Annotated in this window: 16 protein-coding genes; 10 read left to right on the forward strand and 6 right to left on the reverse strand. The window is 73.1% G+C overall.

All coding sequences use genetic code 11. The annotated features are described in order from the left end of the window. The first annotated feature begins 17 nt into the window (after positions 1-17). Genes ACQEU6_RS41665 through ACQEU6_RS41690 form a run of 6 tightly spaced genes read left to right on the forward strand, consistent with a single transcriptional unit; the run spans position 18 to position 5,963 of the window. Positions 18-995: an STM4015 family protein gene (locus ACQEU6_RS41665; RefSeq protein ID WP_499339253.1), complete on the forward strand. Its 978-nt coding sequence runs from the start codon at positions 18-20 to the stop codon at positions 993-995. Between the two features lie 28 nt (positions 996-1,023). Next, positions 1,024-1,977 (forward strand): STM4015 family protein, encoded by a 954-nt coding sequence (locus ACQEU6_RS41670; RefSeq protein WP_499339255.1) that lies wholly within the window; start codon positions 1,024-1,026, stop codon positions 1,975-1,977. Continuing rightward, a complete protein-coding gene (locus tag ACQEU6_RS41675; RefSeq protein ID WP_499339256.1) occupies positions 1,974-3,044 on the forward strand; it encodes an STM4014 family protein in 1,071 nt (356 codons plus the stop codon). The genes ACQEU6_RS41670 and ACQEU6_RS41675 overlap by 4 nt, the downstream gene beginning before the upstream one ends. Continuing rightward, entirely contained in the window at positions 3,032-3,832 is an 801-nt protein-coding gene (locus tag ACQEU6_RS41680; RefSeq protein ID WP_499339257.1) for an STM4013/SEN3800 family hydrolase, read from the forward strand. The genes ACQEU6_RS41675 and ACQEU6_RS41680 overlap by 13 nt, the downstream gene beginning before the upstream one ends. After that, complete coding sequence (locus ACQEU6_RS41685; protein WP_499339258.1) at positions 3,829-5,109, forward strand: STM4012 family radical SAM protein; 1,281 nt, start codon at positions 3,829-3,831, stop codon at positions 5,107-5,109. The genes ACQEU6_RS41680 and ACQEU6_RS41685 overlap by 4 nt, the downstream gene beginning before the upstream one ends. Further along, positions 5,109-5,963 (forward strand): STM4011 family radical SAM protein, encoded by an 855-nt coding sequence (locus tag ACQEU6_RS41690; RefSeq protein ID WP_499339259.1) that lies wholly within the window; start codon positions 5,109-5,111, stop codon positions 5,961-5,963. The genes ACQEU6_RS41685 and ACQEU6_RS41690 overlap by 1 nt, the downstream gene beginning before the upstream one ends. A gap of 33 nt (positions 5,964-5,996) precedes the next feature. Here ACQEU6_RS41690 and ACQEU6_RS41695 read toward each other — a convergent pair whose 3' ends face one another. Beyond that, a complete protein-coding gene (locus ACQEU6_RS41695; RefSeq protein ID WP_499339260.1) occupies positions 5,997-6,986 on the reverse strand; it encodes a helix-turn-helix transcriptional regulator in 990 nt (329 codons plus the stop codon). Positions 6,987-7,166: 180 nt separating this feature from the next. Between ACQEU6_RS41695 and ACQEU6_RS41700 the strand changes: the two genes are divergently transcribed. Beyond that, a complete protein-coding gene (locus tag ACQEU6_RS41700) occupies positions 7,167-7,709 on the forward strand; it encodes a YdeI/OmpD-associated family protein (RefSeq protein WP_499339261.1) in 543 nt (180 codons plus the stop codon). A 189-nt stretch (positions 7,710-7,898) separates the two neighbouring features. Here ACQEU6_RS41700 and ACQEU6_RS41705 read toward each other — a convergent pair whose 3' ends face one another. The 3 genes from ACQEU6_RS41705 to ACQEU6_RS41715 form a co-directional block, all read right to left on the reverse strand. Next, positions 7,899-9,050, reverse strand: a complete 1,152-nt coding sequence (locus ACQEU6_RS41705) for a DUF6745 domain-containing protein (protein WP_499339262.1) — start codon at positions 9,048-9,050, stop codon at positions 7,899-7,901. A 14-nt stretch (positions 9,051-9,064) separates the two neighbouring features. Further along, entirely contained in the window at positions 9,065-9,391 is a 327-nt protein-coding gene (locus ACQEU6_RS41710; protein ID WP_499339263.1) for a DUF8820 family protein, read from the reverse strand. A 93-nt stretch (positions 9,392-9,484) separates the two neighbouring features. Further along, on the reverse strand, positions 9,485-10,855 hold the full coding sequence (locus ACQEU6_RS41715; RefSeq protein WP_499339264.1) for a threonine/serine exporter family protein: 1,371 nt from the start codon (positions 10,853-10,855) through the stop codon (positions 9,485-9,487). Positions 10,856-11,007: 152 nt separating this feature from the next. Here ACQEU6_RS41715 and ACQEU6_RS41720 point away from each other — a divergent pair, with 152 nt between their 5' ends. After that, on the forward strand, positions 11,008-13,101 hold the full coding sequence (locus ACQEU6_RS41720; RefSeq protein ID WP_499339265.1) for a RecQ family ATP-dependent DNA helicase: 2,094 nt from the start codon (positions 11,008-11,010) through the stop codon (positions 13,099-13,101). A gap of 788 nt (positions 13,102-13,889) precedes the next feature. Beyond that, positions 13,890-14,927 carry a LysR family transcriptional regulator gene (locus tag ACQEU6_RS41725; protein ID WP_499339266.1) on the forward strand — a complete coding sequence of 346 codons (1,038 nt, stop codon included), beginning with the start codon at positions 13,890-13,892 and terminating at the stop codon, positions 14,925-14,927. Between the two features lie 12 nt (positions 14,928-14,939). Here the strand turns inward: ACQEU6_RS41725 and ACQEU6_RS41730 are convergent, their stop codons facing one another. Beyond that, a complete protein-coding gene (locus tag ACQEU6_RS41730; RefSeq protein ID WP_499339268.1) occupies positions 14,940-15,863 on the reverse strand; it encodes a carbohydrate kinase family protein in 924 nt (307 codons plus the stop codon). A 166-nt stretch (positions 15,864-16,029) separates the two neighbouring features. Here ACQEU6_RS41730 and ACQEU6_RS41735 point away from each other — a divergent pair, with 166 nt between their 5' ends. Continuing rightward, entirely contained in the window at positions 16,030-18,468 is a 2,439-nt protein-coding gene (locus ACQEU6_RS41735) for a bifunctional acetate--CoA ligase family protein/GNAT family N-acetyltransferase (RefSeq protein ID WP_499339269.1), read from the forward strand. Between the two features lie 79 nt (positions 18,469-18,547). Here ACQEU6_RS41735 and ACQEU6_RS41740 read toward each other — a convergent pair whose 3' ends face one another. Beyond that, complete coding sequence (locus ACQEU6_RS41740) at positions 18,548-18,826, reverse strand: hypothetical protein (RefSeq protein WP_499339270.1); 279 nt, start codon at positions 18,824-18,826, stop codon at positions 18,548-18,550. Between the last annotated feature and the right edge of the window lie 24 nt (positions 18,827-18,850).

Genomic DNA, 18,850 nt, shown 5'->3' on the forward strand with positions numbered 1-18,850 from the left:
TCAGGCGAAGGGGACCCATGGGCATTTATGCGCATCTTGAGGAATACGTCGGCCTACCGGTGGCCACGTTCAACGAGGACACCGGCGCCGAGGAGGAGGACGACGGCCGCGGCGCGGGCGCCGATCCCGTCAGCGGGGAGGACTTCCCGCCCGCGGGCGAGGCCGCCTGGTTCGTCGGGACCTCCTTCGACGAGGAGCCGTTCCCCGACGTGTTCGCGCGGTTCCTGGAGGCGGTCGACACCACCGAGGTGACGGCCCTGATCATCGGCTACTGGGGCGCGTCCTACGAGCACGACGAGGTCCCCGACCCGGTGGCGCTGCTGACCGGGGCGGCCGCGTCGTTCCCGAAGCTGCGGTCGCTGTTCCTCGGGGACATCACGGGCGAGGAGGCGGAGATCTCCTGGATCGAGCACGCCGACATCACGCCCCTGCTCGCCGCGTTCCCGGGCCTCGAGCGCTTCGAGGTGCGCGGCGCGCAGGGGCTCGTCCTCGACCCGGTCAAGAGCGAGGCGCTGAAGGTGCTGCGGTTCGAGTCCGGCGGGCTGCCGGGGCGGATCGTCCGCGCCGTCGGGGCGAGCGACCTGCCCAACCTGAGGCACCTCGACCTGTGGCTCGGCGAGGAGAACTACGGCGGCGACACCACCGTCGCCGATCTCGCCCCGTTCCTGTCCGGCGAGCGGCTCCCGGCGCTGCGCCACCTCGGCCTGGAGGACAGCGAGATCCAGGACGAGATCGCGGCGGCGGTCGCCGGCGCGCCGGTCGTCGCCCGGCTGGAGTCGCTCAGCCTGGCCATGGGCGTCCTGACCGACCAGGGCGCCGAGGCGCTGCTGGCCGGCCAGCCGCTCACCCACCTGCGCAAGCTGGACCTGCACCACCACTTCCTGTCCGACGCGATGGTCGAGCGGGTGCGGGCGGCGCTGCCCGGCGTCAAGGTCGAACTCGACGACCAGGAGAAGCCGGACGGCGACTGGCACTACATCGCGGTCTCCGAATGAGCGGGGCGCCGGTGAGCAGGGCGTCCGGATGATCCAGGAACGCCTCTCCAGCTTCGCGGGGCTGCCCGTCCACACCTTCGACGGGGAGCCGGGCGGCCCGCTGCCCGCGCCGGAGGACGTGGCGTGGGGCGTCTACCACCACGTCCACGACAACGGCGTGTGGGGCGCGGAGGTCCCCGAGAACCTCGACCTCCTCCTGAAGACGGTCGACACCGCCCGGGTCACCCACCTCGTCATCGGCTTCTGGGGGTTCGACACCGAGGACTTCTCCCCGGTCGAGTGGCTGGTGCGCAACGCCGGGCGGTTCCCGCGCCTGCGGGCGCTGTTCCTCGGCGACATCCTCGACTGGGACCTCCACATCTCCTGGATCCAGCACGGTGACATCTCGCCGCTGTTCGACGCCTACCCGGGGCTGGAGCACTTCGAGATCCGCGGCGCGTCCGACCTGCGGTTCGAACCGCCGCGCCTCGCGCGGCTGAAGGCGCTGCGGATCGAGTCCGGCGGGCTGCCGGCCGAGGTCGTGCGGGCGGTCGCGGGCGGCGACCTGCCCGCGCTGGAGCACCTGGACCTGTGGATCGGCTCGGAACAGCACGGCGGGTCGTCCTCGGCCGAGGACTTCGCGCCCCTCCTCACCGGCGAGCGGTTCCCGTCCGTGAAGCACCTCGGCCTGGAGAACGGCCCGTTCCAGGACGAGCTGGCCGAGGCGCTGGCGAGCGCGCCGGTCGTCGCCCGGCTGGAGTCGCTCAGCCTGGCCATGGGGATGCTGTCCGACCGGGGAGCGGAGGCGCTGCTGTCCGGGCAGCCCCTCACCCACCTGCGCAGCCTCGATCTGCACCACGCGTTCCTGAGCGAGCCCATGGCCGGCCGGCTCCGGGCGGCGCTGCCGGGCGTCGAGCTCGACCTGGAGGACGCCCTGGGCGAGGCGTCGTGGGTGGGCCAGGAGTGGCTCTTCAGCGACTCCTACGTCGCGGTGTCGGAATGACGCTCGCGGTGGTCGGCACGCCCGGCGATCGGCGTCCCGCGCTGTTCGCCGCGGCGTGCCGGTCCGCCGGGCTGCCCGAACCGCGGCTCGTCCCCTGGACGGACGTGCTGCGCGGCGCCCCCCTCTCCTTCGCGGAGGGCGAGGCGGTCCGCGTCGACTCGCCCGGCGAGGACGCCGAGGCCGACGTGCTGCTGCGCGGCCCCGGCGAGCCCGCGCGGGTGGGCGGCGGGGCGCGCTGGCACCGGACGTTCACGGCGGCGCTGCGGCGGTTGTCGTCGGCGGCGTCGGCGTCCGGCGCCCGCCTCCTCGGCGACGTCGAGGAGATCGCGGTCATGTTCGACAAGCGGCTCACCCACGCCCGCCTCCTCTCCGCGGGCGTGCCCGTCCCGGCCGCCCTGCCCGAGATCGACGGGTACGGGGCGCTCCGTTCCCGCATGGACGAGGCGGGCGAGCGGCGGGTGTTCGTGAAGCCGGCGCACGGCTCGTCCGCGTCCGGAGTGGTCGCCCTGCAGACCGCCCACGGCCGCGTCCGGGCCGTGACGTCGGCGTTCCTGTCCGGCGACCGGCTGTTCAACTCGCTGCGCGTCCGCTCGTACGAGTCCGAGGACGACGTCGCGAACCTGATCGGCCTGCTCGCGCCGGACGGCCTGCACGTCGAGCGGTGGCTGCCCAAGGCGACGCTCGGCGGCCGGGTGTTCGACCTGCGCGTCGTCGTCATCGACGGCGAGCCCACGCACGCGGTAGTCCGGACCAGCCGGACCCCGATGACGAACCTTCATCTAGGCGGTGCCAGAGGAGACCTGGGGGCGGTGCAGCGCGCGCTCGGGGAAAGGGGCTGGAAGCAGGCCCTGGACGTGTGCGCGCGGGCCGCCGCCTGCTTCCCGGGCAGTCCGATGGTCGGTGTCGACCTGCTCGTGGGGTTCGGATTGAAGCGGTTCGCGGTGTGCGAAGTGAACGCCTTCGGCGACCTGCTCCCCGGACTCACCGGCCTGCCCGGAACCTCCGCCGAGGACCTGGACACCTATGGCGCCCAGGTCAGGGCGATGGGGCTCGCATGCACGACATGAACGACGTCATCGGCAGCCACGACGTGCTGCTGGTCACCCTCGACACGCTGCGCTACGACGTGGCCGCCGAACTGGCCGCGGCGGGGGAGACCCCCACCCTCACCGGGCTGCTCCCGGAAGGCCGCTGGGAGCGCCGCCACACGCCCGGCAGCTTCACCTACGCCGCGCACGCCGCGATGCTGGCGGGCTTCCTGCCGACGCCCGCGTCGCCCGGCCCGCATCCGCGCCTGTTCGCCGGCGCCTTCCCGGGCAGCGAGACCACCGCCCCCGGCACGTGGACGTTCGACGCGGCCGACCTGCCGGCGGGCCTCGCCGCCGCGGGCTACCACACGGTCTGCGTGGGCGGCGTCGGGTTCTTCAACAAGCTGACGCCGCTCGGATCGGCGCTGCCGTCGCTCTTCGCCGAAAGCCACTGGGAGCGGGAGTTCGGCGTGACCGACCCAGAGTCGCTGCCTAACCAGATCGACCGGATCGCGGAAATCGTGGCACGGCTGCCTGACGAACGCCGTCTCTTCCTGCTGCTGAACGTCGCGTCCCTGCACCAGCCCAACTGGTTCCACCTGGACGGCGCCACACGCTCGGACGGGGACACCCGCGCCACGCACGCCGCCGCCCTCCGCCATGTCGACGCGCACATCGGCAGGTTGTTCGGCCTGATGCGCCGCCCGTGCTTCGTCATCGTCTGCTCCGACCACGGGACGGCGTACGGCGAGGACGGCCACACAGGCCACCGCATCGGCCACGAAGTCGTCTGGACCGTTCCGTACGGGGAGTTCGTTCTACCGTGAATCCATACCAGGCGTACGTGTACGCCTATCCGCACAAGACCGCCTACCGCCCGCTTCAACCGGCACCCGGACTGCGCGACGTATGGGCGGGGGAGTCGCTCGACGCGCTCTTCCTGTACCTGCACGTCCCGTTCTGCGAGATGCGGTGCGGCTTCTGCAACCTCTTCACCCGCACCGGCGCGCCCGAGGAACTGACCGGCGCCTACCTTGACGCGCTCGACCGCCAGGCGACCGCCGTCCTGGACGCCCTGGACGGCTCTGCCTTCGCCACCGCGGCCTTCGGCGGAGGGACGCCGACCTACTTCACCGCGTCCGAGCTGGAACGGCTCTGCGACATCGCGGGGCGGTTCCCCGGTTTCGGGTCGGTGCCACTGGGAGTGGAGACGTCCCCGGCGACGGCCACCACGGACCGGCTGGCCGTCCTCGCCGAACGCGGCACCACCCGCGTATCCATCGGCGTGCAGAGCTTCCTGGACGAGGAGGCGCGCGCCGCCGTCCGTCCGCAGAAACGCGCCGAAGTGGAGGCCGCACTGGACCGCATCCGTGCCGCGGGGTTCCCGATCCTCAACATCGACCTCATCTACGGCATCGACGGCCAGACACCCGCGACGTGGCTGCACTCCTTGAACGCCGCACTCACGTGGCGTCCGGAGGAGGTCTACCTCTACCCGCTCTACGTCCGCCCCCTGACCGGCCTCGGACGCCGCGCGCAAGACTGGGACGACCAGCGCCTCACCCTCTACAGGCTCGGACGCGACCACCTTCTTGGCGAAGGCTACGAGCAGGTGTCGATGCGGATGTTCCGGTTGCCGTCCTCAGGCGCGGGCGGCACGGAGTACTGCTGCCAGACGGACGGCATGATCGGCCTGGGCTGCGGAGCACGCTCCTACACTTCCCGCCTGCACTACTCGTTCGAGTACGCGGTCGGAGCCGGGCGGGTGCGTTCCATCATCGACGACTACGTCCGCGAGACCGACTTCACCACCGCCCGCGTCGGCTTCACGCTGGACGACGACGAACGCCGTAGGCGGCATCTCGTCCAGTCCCTCCTGCAAGCGACCGGCGTCGACCTGGGCACTTACCGCGCGCGCTTCGGGAGCGACCCGATGGACGACTTCCCGGCTGACCTGAAGCCGTTCGCCGAACGTGGATGGCTGGAGACGTCCGAGAACGCCCTCCGGCTGACCTCGGAAGGGCTCGCCTACTCCGACGCCATCGGCCCGGCGCTTTTCTCGTCCCGCGTGCAGGCGCTGATGGCGTCCTACGAGGCGCGGTGATGGACCATCTGACGATCCTCTACCGGGGTCCGCTCGCCAGCTGCGATTACGACTGCCCGTACTGCCCGTTCGCCAAGCGCCGCGACACACCGGAGCAACTTCGCGCCGACCGCGCCGCGCTCGAACGCTTCACCGAGTGGGTGTCTCACTGCGGCCACCGCGTGTCGGTCCTGTTCACGCCGTGGGGCGAAGGACTCGTCCGCTCCTGGTACCGGCGCGCCCTCACCGACCTCAGCCACCTTCCGCACCTGGAGCGGGTCGCGATCCAGACGAACCTCAGCCATCGCGTGTCCTGGACGGCCGACGCCGACCTGACCCGGTTGGCGCTCTGGGCGACCTACCACCCCGGCCAGGTCCCGTACGAGCGGTTCCTGGGCAGATGCCGGGACCTGGCGGCGCGCGGAGTCCGTTTCAGCGTCGGGATCGTCGGCCAGCCGGAACACCTCGACGCCGCCCGCCGCCTCCGCGCCGACCTCCCCGCCGGCACGTACCTCTGGGTCAACGCGGCCGAAGGGCGCACCTACGACGACGCCGAAGCCGCCACCTGGACCGAGATCGACCCGCTGTTCCCCGTGAGCCGCCACCCGCACGCGAGCCGCGGCCTCCCCTGCCGGACCGGCGAAACGGTCGTTTCGGTTGACGGCGACGGCACGGTCCGCCGCTGCCACTTCGTCCCGTCCGTCCTGGGCAATCTCTACGACGGCTCGTTCCGCGCGGCCCTGGCTCCCCGCCCGTGCCCTCTCGACACGTGCGACTGCCACATCGGCTACGTCCACCTCGAACCGCTCGGCCTCTACGACACCTTCGCCGGCGGCATCCTCGAACGAATCCCCGCCCTGCTCGACCACCCCTGACCGTCGCCGCGTCGGCGAAACGCACACCGCTGTTCAGCGGTCCGGACCCTCCTGCGAGGACTGGTCCTGCCCGCCCGAACCGCTGGCGTAGCGGCCTGCGAGCTCGGCACCGATCCGGGCGAGTTCGCGCTGGACGGCGCGCGGCTCGACGACGTCGAGCAGCGTGCCCCAGCCGGCGAGGTGGCGGGCGATGTCCAGCGGGGTCGGGGCGGCGAGGCGAACCCGGACGCGCCCGCCGCCGGCCTCGCCGTCGGTGTGGCAGTGCCGCCCGAACCGGTCGCGCAGGACGGGCACGAACCGCTCCTCGACGAGCACCGTCGCCCACGTGCGCGAACGTCGCCTTTCGATCTCGTCTGCGACCTCCTGCCAGGCGGCGGCGAGGGTGAGGTCGTCGGGGCGTTCGGCGGGCAGGCCGGTCGGCTCGGCCCGGATGATCCGGTCGACGCGGAAGGTGCGCCGTCCTCGCCCGGTGCCTGCCAGCAGGTACCAGATGTCGTCCTTGTCGATCAGGCCCCACGGGTCGACCAGCCGTTCCGCCGGTTCCCCGGTGCGGCCCGCGTAGGTCAGGCGGACCCTGACGCGGCGGATCACGGCGGTCTGCAGCAGGTCGACCGTCGCGGGGCGGGGACGGTTCCGCTCGCCCCACCGGACGGGGTCGACGATCGTCGCGTCCATGGCGGCCTCGGCGTCGGCGCGGAAGGTCCGCGGCAGGGCCCCCATGAGCTTGCGCAGCGCGGCCCTGGCCTCGGGTGAAGCGGCGGCCGCGGGGCCGGCCAGCAGGAACAGGGCCCGCGCCTCGGCCGCCGTCAGACCGCTGAGGTCGGTGCGGGCGCCGCCGACCAGCCGCCAGCCGCCGCCGCGGCCCGGCTGCGGATAGACCGGCACGCCGGCCGAGGCGAGCGCCTCCAGGTCGCGGCGGGCGGTGGCCACCGACACCTGGAGTTCGGCCGCCAGGTCGGCCGCGGTCACTCGGCCGCGGACCTGCATCAGCAGCAGGACGGCGACGAGGCGGTCGGCGCGCATGAAACCAGCTTCTCGAACAAAGTGCTCAGAGGATGAGCACTTTACCGGGAAGCAATGGGTGTCGCCGCCCACGGAGAAGGAGAACCGCCCGATGCCGAGAGCCCACAACCCCATCAGCCTCCTCGCCACCGCCGGCGAGCCGCGCTTCACGCGTTCGCACTACCTGCGGGTCGTGGTTCGATGATGCGTTTCGCGGACGCCGCCGCGTGGGAGGCGTGGCTGGCCGAACACCACGAGAGCGGCGACGGCGCCTGGCTCAAGATCGCCAAGAAGGGCGCGGGGGCCGCCTCCGTCACGATCACGGAGGCGCTGGAGATCGCGCTGTGCTCCGGCTGGATCGACAGCCGGCGCAGATCCCATGACGAGCACTTCTACCTGCAGCGGTATTCGCGCCGCCGCAAGGGCGGCGCCTGGTCGCGCAGGAACGTCGAGCGCGTGGAGGCGCTCACCGCCGCTGGCCGGATGCGCCCGCCCGGCCTGGCCGAAGTCGCCGCCGCCCAGGCGGACGGCCGCTGGGCGGCCGCCTACACCGCCCAGCGCGACGCCACCGTCCCACCCGTCCTGGCGGCCGCCCTCGCGACCTCCCCCGAGGCCGCCGCGCGCTTCGAATCACTGGACAAGACCACGCGCTACCGCCTGATCCTCCCGCTCCTCAAAGCCCGAACCCCCACCGAACAAACCACCCGCCTCCAGAAGGCGATAACCCAACTCCAGAACCAATAAAGGCAACCCCAGCGGCCCAGACCGGGCCAGCTTGGACTGGGACCGGTACAGGCCCAGTACTGCCCCGGACCATCCCTGGCCCGGGGCAGGGATGGCTCGGACCGAACCAGCTCGGACGGGGCCGAGCTCGGACGGGATCATTAGCCGCCCCCCGGGCGATGCGCAGGCCGGGGCTCGGTCCGGTCTTGCTCAGGTCTGCTTTTCGGGGTGGTAGTCGGCTTCGTCGACTCCGAACGTCCATGCGACGCCTGCGCGTGCAGTGCGTGTGTCGGGTGGGACGCGGAGGTAGTAGGTGCGGTACGTCCCATCAGGCTCGGGGGTGGAGTTGACCACCTCCACCATGACCACCGCCTCGTCGCCCGGCAGGTCGATCGACCACAGGACGCCCGTCTCGTCGCGGTGCAGGGGGCGCGCGCCGGTCTCGGCCAGGTACCGGTCGTAGCCGAAGATCTCCAGCATCACGCGGCGCAGCTCGGCGTTCTGCTCGGAGGAGATGCGGTCGGGCGTCAGGTCGGTCAGCGACGCGACGAAGTCGGGCGGGATGGGCATTCCGCGCCACGCGTGCAGCGCGAATCCGTCCGGGTAGGAGAGGGCGGGACCGTCCCCGCGGTGCAGCCGCCCGGGTTCGTCGCGGTACAGCTCGCTCGGCCGCTCCGAGAGGATCACCAGCCGCTCGTAGGGCCACCACCAGCCGGCCGACCGGGCCACTTCCGCCAGCCCTGCGAGCGGGCCGTCGAGGCGTCCGAGCGACTCGAACAACGCAAGCCAGGGCCCGTCGTGCTGGCCCAGGACGGCGTCCAGCGTGGCCGCGCGCAGCAGCGACCCGGCCGCGTCCTGCTCCGGGGAGGACCGCTCGTTGCCCGCCGTGCGGGGCCCGCCCTGCGCCTGCTCGCCGACCGCACCGCGCACACGCGTGACCAGCGCCTGCACCTGGTCCCACAGAAGGCCGCCGGTCTCGGCCCACGTGCGCGGCCACTGCTCCGGCCCCTGTTCGGAACAGGCCGCGGCACGTTCGGCCTCCCATGGACGGGTGCGCACGTCCGTCAGGACGCTCGCCCCCGCCTCACCGTCACGAAGGTCGGCGCGGGCCTGTTCGACCAGCCCGTCCAGCCCTGCCTTCTCCAGCGCTTCGCCATGCCCGGCGAGCACTGCCGCCACGGCGGCGCCGCGCGCGGGGGAGGGCACCCACAGGTACCGCTCTGGGGGCCTCAGCCCGGCGGAGGCGTAGGCGGCGCCCACCCCCGCCTCGGCGCGGGCACGGTCGGCGGGACCGGTGGCGAACGCCGCCGCCTGCCAGTCGCCGACCACGTAATGGGTCTCGCGCACCGTTTCAGTGAGCACGTTGTCCCGCCTCCTCAGTCGGCCACGACGCGGACGGAACCGGGCACGTACTCGCGCTGGCGGATCACCCGGTACCAGCCCTTGGGCAGCGTGATCGCCGCGTGCTCCTCGTGCACCAGGCGCCCGCCCGACGGCAGGTGCAGGTGGTCCGGCACGAGGGGGTCGGGGGTGCGCAGCAGCGTGCCGGGCGCGGCCAGGGCGTGCGCGTGTCCGGTGGCCTCGCCGCGGGCGAGCACCATGCGGCCCCGGCCGTCGCGCGGGGACGGCGGCAGCTCGCGGACGGACCGCGGAACCGTCTCCTCGGGCACGGGCAAGATCAGGACGTCTCCCTGTCGGTACATGCGGCGAAAGTAACGCCCGCCACCGACAAAACCCGCCGGCGGATTCCCCGCCCGGCGAGTCCGGCCACCGACCACGGTGGGGGGTGGTGCGGGTCAGAAGCCGCGGGTTCGGCGGGCGGCCGGGCGGGCCCAGCGGCCGGAGGCGCTCAGGCCGACGTGCTGGAACGCGCGGACGAGTTCGCCGCCGAGGTTGACCCCGGCGCCGAGGGCGAGCGCCACGGACAGCGCTCCGATGAGACTCAGCACGCCCGCCTGCGGTGATCCGGTGTTCAGCTCGACCATGCCGCGGTAGAGCGCCGTCCCCGGCAGCAGCGGGCCGATGGCGGGGACGACGAACGGCATGACGGGCTCCCCGTGCCGGCGGGCGAGCCAGCTCGCCATCACGCCGACGACGGTGGCGGCCATGGCCGCGGCCAACACGGGTGGAACGTGCCATCCGCGGGACAGGACGTAGAGCACCCAGATCAGCGCGCCGCCGAGGGCGACGGTGGTCAGCACGTCCCGCGGGGCGGCCAGGGACACCGCGAACGTCAGCGAGATGGCGGCGGCGGCGATGACGGCGACGGGCTCCAGGTTCGCCGACGGGGTCGGCAGGTGCCGGACGTCGATCGGCACGCCCAGGCTGACCCCGACGTACACCACGGCGCCCAGCCCGGCGACGATCGCCGCGATCATGAAGAAGACCTCCAGCCCCCGCGCCCCGGCGCTGACCAGGTCGCCGGTGATGCCGTCCTGGATGCTCGCCACCAGCGGACGTCCCGGAAGCAGCGCCAGGATCGAGCCGGTGACGATCGTGGCGGCCTGGCCCGGGTTGCCCATCGCGACCACCACGGCGGCCGCCGCCGCGCCGATCGCGGCGGCCACCGTCAGCTGGAAGAACTCCGCGATGCCGCGGCGCGCCAGCGAGGCGGCCGTGCGGTCGCCCAGCATCGTGGCGACGAACGCGGTGGTCGCCACCAGCGGCCCGCCGCCGGACAGCACGCTGCCCGACGCGGCGATGAGCCCGAAGGACACCACCAGCAGCCAGGCCGGATACGGGGGGCTGCCCCTTTTGATCTCCGCGAGCCGCTTGTGGGCCTCGTCCAGTTCGAGCATGCCGATGGACGCGTCCTGGACGAGCTGGTGCAGCGCGGTGAGCCGCCAGTAGGCCGGGGTCCGGCGCCGGATGGAACGCGCGCTGGTCATCGGCGCGGCGCCCCCTCCCGGGTGCGCCGAGACGAGGATGCTCGTCAGTGTGACCTGCACCTCGCAGCGGGGGAGCTCGTAGGCCACGCCCAGGCCGAGCATCGCCTCGTTCACGCGCTCGGTGGTCTCGCCGCTCGCCAGGAGGAGCTCGCCCACCCGCAGGACGAGGTCGATCGCCCGGGGGTCGACGACCTCGCCGGGCTCGTCCTCTGGGGGTTCCGGGGGCGACCCGTCCATGAGGACCTGCCATGTCCGCCGCAAGCGTTCAGCCGCGCCCATACCTCAGCTGGTGTCCCTTCCCGCCCATGAATCGATCTTGACTGGCAGGCTACCCACCAGCCGGGTGTCCCCAATCCGTGGTCTGCGTCCCACCTTTTCCACAGAGCGTGATTCTGGTGCGGTGCCTTCCGGGGCACTGGTACCAAGGACGCATGAGCTCTACGGACGGTCTGCGCGACGAGGCCGAGCGGTGCCTGCGCGCCCTCGCCGGTGACCACGCGCGGCTGCGCGACGACCAGTGGACGGCGATCAGCGCGCTCGTCGTCGAGCGGCGGCGCGCCCTCGTCGTCCAGCGGACGGGCTGGGGCAAGTCCGCCGTCTACTTCGTGGCGACCCGGCTGCTGCGCGAGCGCGGCGCCGGCCCGACCGTGATCGTCTCGCCGCTGCTGGCGCTGATGCGCAACCAGATCGACGCCGCCGACCGGGCGGGCATCCGCGCCCGCACGATCAACTCCTCCAACACCGGCGACTGGGACCAGGTCTTCGCCGAGGTCGAGGAGGGCGCGGTCGACGTCCTGCTGGTGAGCCCCGAGCGGCTCAACAACCCCGACTTCCGCGACCTCGTCCTGCCCAAGCTCGCCGCGGGCGCCGGGCTGGTCGTGGTCGACGAGGCGCACTGCATCTCCGACTGGGGCCACGACTTCCGCCCCGACTACCGGCGGCTGCGCACCCTGCTGGCCGAGCTGCCCCCCGGCATCCCGGTGCTCGCCACCACCGCGACGGCCAACGCCCGCGTCACCAAGGACGTCGCCGAGCAGCTCGCCGGCGACGACGCCCTGGTGCTGCGCGGCCCCCTGGAACGCGACTCGCTGCACCTCGCCGTCGTGGACCTCCCCTCCGCCGAGCAGCGCATCGCCTGGCTCGGCGAGCATCTCGGCGACCTCCCGGGCTCCGGCATCATCTACACCCTCACCGTCGCGGCGGCCCACGAGATCACCGGGTGGCTCCGCGACCGCGGTTACGAGGTGGCCGCCTACTCCGGCCAGACCGAGCAGGCCGAACGCCTCCAGGCCGAGCGCGACCTCCACGACAACAAGCTCAAGGCCCTCGTCGCCACCAGCGCCCTCGGCATGGGCTTCGACAAGCCCGACCTCGGCTTCATCGTCCACGTGGGGGCCCCGCAGTCCCCGGTGGCCTACTACCAGCAGATCGGCCGCGCGGGCCGCGGCGTCGACCGCGCCGAGGTCATCCTGCTGCCCGGCCGCGAGGACCGCGAGATCTGGGCCTACTTCGCGAGCCTCGCCTTCCCGCCGGAGCACATCGTCCGCAGCACGCTGGAGGTCCTGGACACGGCAGGCCGCCCGCTCTCCACCACGGCCCTGGAACCGATGGTCGACCTCAACCGGGCCCGCCTGGAGATGATGCTCAAGGTCCTCGACGTGGACGGCGCCGCCCGCCGCGTGAAGGGCGGCTGGACGTCCACCGGCGAACCCTGGTCCTACGACCGCGAGCGCTACGAGCGCGTCACCTCCGAGCGCCGCCGCGAGCAGCAGGCGATGCTCGACTACCTGGCGACGTCGGGCTGCCGCGAGGAGTTCCTGCGCCGCCAGCTGGACGACCCTGACGCGGGTCCCTGCGGCCGCTGCGACAACTGCACCGGCCGCCACCGGCCCACCGACGTCACCCAGGAGAGCGCGACCCGGGCCCGCGACCGCCTGCACCGCCCCGGCGTCGACATCGCCCCCCGCCGCATGTGGCCGACCGGCGTCAAGGACGACCTGGGCGTGTCCGGCCGCATCAAGCCCGAGCTCCAGGCCGAGACGGGCCGGGCCCTCGGCCGCCTCACCGACATCGGCTGGGGCAACCGCCTGCGCGACCTGTTCGCCGCCGGCGACACTGACGTCCCCGCCGACCTGGTGGACGCCGTCGTGCAGGTCCTCGCCGCCTGGGACTGGACGGCCCGCCCCACCGGCGTCGTCACCATCGGCTCCCGTTCCCGGCCCCGCCTGGTCACCACGTTCGGCCAGCGCATCGCCCAGATCGGCCGCCTGCCCTACCTGGGCGAGCTGGTCCCCGTCGGCGAGCCGGTGCCGCGCCGCCACAACAGCGCCCAGCGCCTCCGCTCCGTCTGGCACACCCTGACCGTCCCCACCGACCTGGCGGAGGCCCTCGCCGGCAACCCCGGCCACATCCTCCTGGTAGACGACCGCATAGAAACAGGCTGGACGATGACCGTGGCCACCCGCCTCCTGAAGGAGTCCGGCGCCCGATCAACCCTCCCCCTGGCCCTCGCCACCCCCACCTGACGCTCCACCCACCTCAGCGCCGGGCACGACCCGCCACCCCGACCCGAGGCCCCGGAAGGACGTTCGCAACCGTCCCCGCACTGCTGTGGCCCGCTCTTCAGGCCGGAGGCTTCAGGGCGGGAGTTGAGCTGCCGCCAGGTCGGCCTCGTGCTTGGTCGGCGGCGGCGACTCGGTGGCCCCCGTCCGGAGGTGTCGGGCGGGTGTTCGCGGCTGCGCCTCTGCTGCGCTGTGGCCTGCCGTGGGGCTGGTGCCGCGGACAGGTGTCGGCATTGCCGGCGTCGGGCGGGGCCCTGCAACGGCTTCACGGCCGCGGTCGGCCTCTGGCTGAGCGGGCGGCGCGGTGAGGGGGCGGGCTGGGGGTGAGGCCTGGGGGCTGCATCGGGGCCCGTGTGGGCCCCGATGCCGGCCTGGAGGGGGTGTGCCGCCCGCGCGCCCCCGTGGGCGCGGGCGGGACGTTTTCGGGCCGACCCGTGCGCGCGGCCCCGCGCACGGGTCGGCGTCCGGTCCCGGCGCCGCGGCGGAGAAGAGCCGCGGCGAACGGGAGACCAGGGCGCCGGGCGGCGGCCCCGGCGGCCGGCACCGCCGGGGCACGCCCGGGAGCGCCGCCGTCCGGGAGTGGGACGGGTGACGGCGGCGGTGGAGCGGCTCGATGGAAAGTGTTCTAGAGGTTAGAAAACTCTGTCCAGTTGTTTGGGAGAACATCTTGAGATAAGTTCAGGCGGAAATGTCATCATTTCCCGCATAGTTGGCCCCGCGGCCATTTCTGCGGGGTCCCGGAAGAGGTAGTAATGTCCCTCCCCGTGCCGCCGACCCTCGACTCGCTGCTTGACTGTCCGCCCGGACTGCTCGACATGACGTTCGACCAGCTGCGGACCCTGCTGGTGGTGCACGAGACCGGGTCGGCGCTGCGAGCGGCCCGGGTGCTGGGGCGCGAGCAGTCGAGCGTCCAGAAGCAGCTCGACACGCTGAACCGCAACAGCCAGGTGCTGTGCGGCGAGGTCCTGACCGTCCGGCAGGGGCGCGGGAAGGACTACCTGTTCACCCCGACCGGGGAGACCACGGTCGAACTGGCGCGCCTGACGTTCGGGAAATGGCTGGAGTCCATTCACTGGAGCCGGCGCCGCCTCGGCCGCATGCTGACGGTCGGCACCACGGAGTTCACCCTGCCGATCGTCTCCAGGGCCTGGGACCGGGTCTCGGAGGAGTTCCGGCAGCGCGAGGTCGAGTTCAAGGTCGCCCACGTCCGCACGAAGGACCTGTGGTCGCGGCTGGAGACCCGCCAGGTCGACCTCATCTGCGGCAGCATCGTCAGCACCCCGGAGGGCGACCTGCGCCTGGAGGAGTACGAGGTCATCGAGTACGCGCGGGGCCAGGCGCTGCTGCTCACCAACCTGCCGGAGGGCGAGCTGCCCGGCACGCCGGTGCAGACCAGCCGCCTCGGGCGGGTGCCGCTGGTGGTCCCGCCCGCCGGGCTCGTCGCCGACCTGCTCGCCACCTGGTACGGGGCGAACTTCCGCGAGCGGCTCAACGTCGTCGCCGACATCGACGACGTGCACTACGGGCTGTCGCTGCTGCGGTCGGGGTTCGTGCGCGGCTGCATGATCGTCACCGGGTCGATCGGCCGGGGCATGGCCGCGCAGGAGGACCCGGGCGCCGTCCCGCTCCGCGCGATCGGGCTGCACGACGACCTGGAGCCCAAGGCCGAGTTCATGACGGGCGCCTTCGTCCGCCGCGCCGACCTCGAACGCTACGACGCGGGCCACCCCCTGAACCGCCTCTGGGACGCGGTCAGGGAGGACGTCCGCACCTACACCCCGCTCGCCTGAGCGGGCCCGCCCCTACTTGATCTGGTTGTCCACCACGTCGAGGGTGGGGCGGGCGCCGAGGTGCTGCATGGCGCGCGCCGCCAGGCGGCAGCCCGCGGTGAGGGCGTCGGCCGGCTGCTTGCCGTCCAGCCACGGCGGGAGGAACCCGGCGACGAACGCGTCGCCGGCCCCGGTGCCGTCGATGATCTTCTCGACGGGCTCCGCGGCGACGGTGACCGGCTCCGGGCGGCCGTTGGTGTACCAGATGGCCCCGTCGGCACCGGCCTTGATCACGACCTGGGGGTACCAGGCGGTCAGGACCTTGGCGGCCTGCTCCGGCGTGTCGCGGCCGGTGAGGATCTCGGCCTCCTTGGCGTTGACGACCAGGAGGCGCGCGCCCTGCGTCCACTCCAGGAAGGGCTCGGCGCCCATCCGCTTGAGCGGGGACGAGGAGCCGCCGTCCACGGACACCGACATCTGCACCTTGCGGGCGATCTCCAGAGTGTGGATGGCCGCCTTGCGGGATCCCTCGTTGATCAGGGCGTAGCCCGACAGGTGCAGGTGGGTGCTGCCGGAGAAGAGGTCCTTGCAGCGCTCGATGTCCTCCGGCAGGAGGGCGGCGTTGGCGCCGGGATCCGACAGCATCGTCCGGTCGCCCTTGTGGGTGACCATGATCACACAGGTGCCGGTGGGACGTTCCTGGTCCATGACGAGGCGGGCGTCGACGCCGTAGCCCATCAACTCCATGTCCCGGTTCCGGCCCGCGATGTCGGAGCCGCGGCGGCCGACGAATGCGGCGTCGGTTCCCTCCACGGCCAGCCAGGCGGCCACGTTGGCGCCGGAGCCGCCACCGTGCATCGTCACGGCGGCCGGCGTGTCGCTCCCCTTGGCCAGGGGAAACGCGGCACGTGCCACGGTATCTGTCATAAGATCGCCGACCACGACCACGCGCGTCATGGAGTCATCACCTCGATCAACACGGCCCGCGCGAGCGGCAATTCTTGGGTGTGCTCGACCGTAACAGCTTCGGAGCCCGGATTAGGTCTCGAACGCGCAGCGAAACCGAGGAAGACGGTTTTTTCGTCGCGGGGTCGTCACGCATCCGTGCCTTACCCTCGGGTACGTGACCGAGCGTTATCCGGATCAATGGGAGGCCGACGTCGTCCTCAGCGACGGCGGGACGGCCCATCTGCGTCCCATCCGGCCCGAGGACGCCGATCTCCTGCGCACGTTCCACGCGCGGCTGTCCCCGGAGTCGATCTACTACCGGTTCTTCTCGCCGCGCCCCCAGCTGTCGGACCGCGAGGTCGAGCACTTCACGACCGTCGACCACGACCGGCGCGCCGCGCTGATCGCCACGATCGCGGGGGAGATGGTGGCGGTCGTCCGCTACGACCGGCTCGCCGACCGGCGGGAGACGGCGGAGGTGGCGTTCCTGGTGGAGGACGCGCACCAGGGCCGCGGGCTCGGCGCGGTGCTGCTGGAGCACATCGCGGCGGCGGCGCGGGAGCGGGGCGTGCGCCGCTTCGTGGCGAGCGTCCTGCCCGACAACCGGCGGATGACCCGGGTGTTCCGGGAGGCGGGGTACCGGGCGGAGCAGCGCTTCGAGGAGGGCGTGATCGAGCTCGTCCTCGACCTGGAGCCGACCGACACCTCGCTGGAGGTCATGACGGCGCGCGAGCACCGGGCCGAGTCGCGCTCCATCCAGCGGCTGCTGTTCCCGCGGTCGGTGGCGGTGATCGGGGCGAGCCGGGCCGAGCACAGCGTCGGCCAGACCGTCCTGCGGAACCTGCTCGCCGGGGACTTCAGCGGGCCCGTGTACCCGGTGCACCCGACGGCGGTCGCGGTGGCGGGGGTCCGCGCCTACGCGTCCGTCCTGGAGATCCCGGACGACGTGGACCTCGCGGTCGTGGCGGTGCGGGCCGACGCCGTCCACGAGGTCGTGGAGGAGTGCGCGGGCAAGGGCGTGCGGGGGCTGGTCGTCGTGTCGTCCGGCTTCGGCGAGGTCGGGGAGGAAGGACGGGCCGCCCAGGAGCAACTGGTGCGGCTGGCGCGCGCGTACGGCATGCGGGTCGTCGGACCCAACTGCCTAGGTATCGCCAACACCGACACCGATGTGCGCCTGAACGCGACCCTGGCGCCGACCATGCCCGGACGGGGGCCGGTGGGGTTCTTCTCCCAGTCAGGCGCCCTGGGCATCGCCATCTTGCAGCGGACGGCGGCCCGCGGTCTCGGGCTGTCCACGTTCGTCTCGGCGGGGAACCGGGCGGACGTCTCCGGCAACGACCTGATGCAGTACTGGGAGGAGGACCCGGCGACCAGGGCCGTCCTGCTGTACCTGGAGTCGCTGGGCAACCCCCGCAAGTTCGCGCGGCTGGCGCGCAGGCTCGGGCGCCGCAAGCCGATCGTGGCGGTGAAGAGCGGGCGCAGCACGCAGGGCGTCCCGATCGGGCACGCGGCGCGGGCGCTCACCCTGCCCGACCACGCGGTCAGCGCGCTGTTCGAGCAGGCCGGCGTGATCCGGGTGGAGGACCTGGCGGAGCTGTTCGACGTGGCGCAGATCCTGGCCTACCAGCCGCTCCCGGCGGGCGACCGCATCGCGATCATCGACAACTCCAACTCGCTGGGCCTGCTGGCGCAGGACGAGGCCGTCGCGCTCGGCCTGGAGGTCCGGCCCCGCATCGACCTCGGCCCCCGCGCCGACGCCGACGACTACGAGGCCGCCCTCGCCGGGGCCCTCGACGACGACACGGTCGACGCGGTCGTGGCGCTGTTCACGCCGCCGACGATCGGCGGCTACGACGTGCGCGTCCCCGAGCGGATCCTCCGGCTGGCGGCCGAGGGCAGGAAGCCGATCGTGGCGACCTACCTCGGCACCGAGGGGATGCCCGCCGACCTGCGCGTCACCGGCCCGGACGGGATGGCCGCGGAGGGCTCCGTGCCGTCCTACACGGCGCCCGAGGACGCCGTCCGGGCGCTGGCGTACGTGATCCGGTACGCGCGGTGGCGGCAGCGTCCTCCCGGCCGCATGCCGGTGTTCGAGGACGTGGACCGCGCCAAGGCGCGGGAGCTGGTCGCCGCGTGGCTGGGCGACGGCGGCCCCGTCCAGGTCGCGCCGGAGCAGGCGGCGGAGCTGCTGGCCTGCTACGGCATCGCGCTCGCCGGCGGGACGGACGGCGTCGCGACCCGCATCGTGGTCAGGGAGGACCGCTCGTTCGGCGCGCTGGTCTCGTTCGGGATCGCCGACGAGACGGCCGAGCTGCTGGATGACCGCGCCTACCGCCTCTCGCCGCTGGCGGACGCGGAGGCGGCGGAGATGATCCGCGCGATCCGCACCGCCCCGCTGCTGCTCGGGCACCGGGGCGCCGATCCGGTGAACCTGGGGGCCCTGGAGGAACTGCTGCTGCGCGCGTCGCGCCTCGGCTACGACCTGCCGGAGGTGGCGCGGCTGGAGCTGAGCCCCGTCACGGTGGGCCCGTCCGGGGTCGCGGTGCGGGCGGTGACGCTCACGCTGGAGCGCCCGCTCGGGCCGCGTCCCGAACTGGAGCCGCGCCACCTGTGACACGGGCGCCGGGCTTCTGGCGCCCTCGGCGGAAGGTGCGGGTCACGCGCGCTCATGACCACGAGCCATGCGCTCGGCGTCAGTCCGGCGGCGGGGGAGGGCTGGGCTCCGGGGTCGGCGGGACGGGGTCGGGCGCGGGTCCCGGCGGGACGGGTTCGGGCCCCGGCGCGGGCGGGGACGGCTCCGGCGGCGGGCCGGGCGGTATCGGCTCCGGCGAGGGACCGGGCGGGACGGGTCCGGGCGGCCGCGGCGCGGGGCCGGGCGGCGGCTGGGGCGGCACCGGGGGCTGCGGGGGAGGCGCCGGGTCCGGGGTGGGAGGCGGCACCGGCGGCGGGGTCGGCAGGGGATGCTCGTCCATGCCCACCCTGTACCCCGCACACGG

This window comes from Spirillospora sp. CA-108201 (assembly GCF_050936235.1).
Lineage (GTDB): Bacteria > Actinomycetota > Actinomycetes > Streptosporangiales > Streptosporangiaceae > Spirillospora.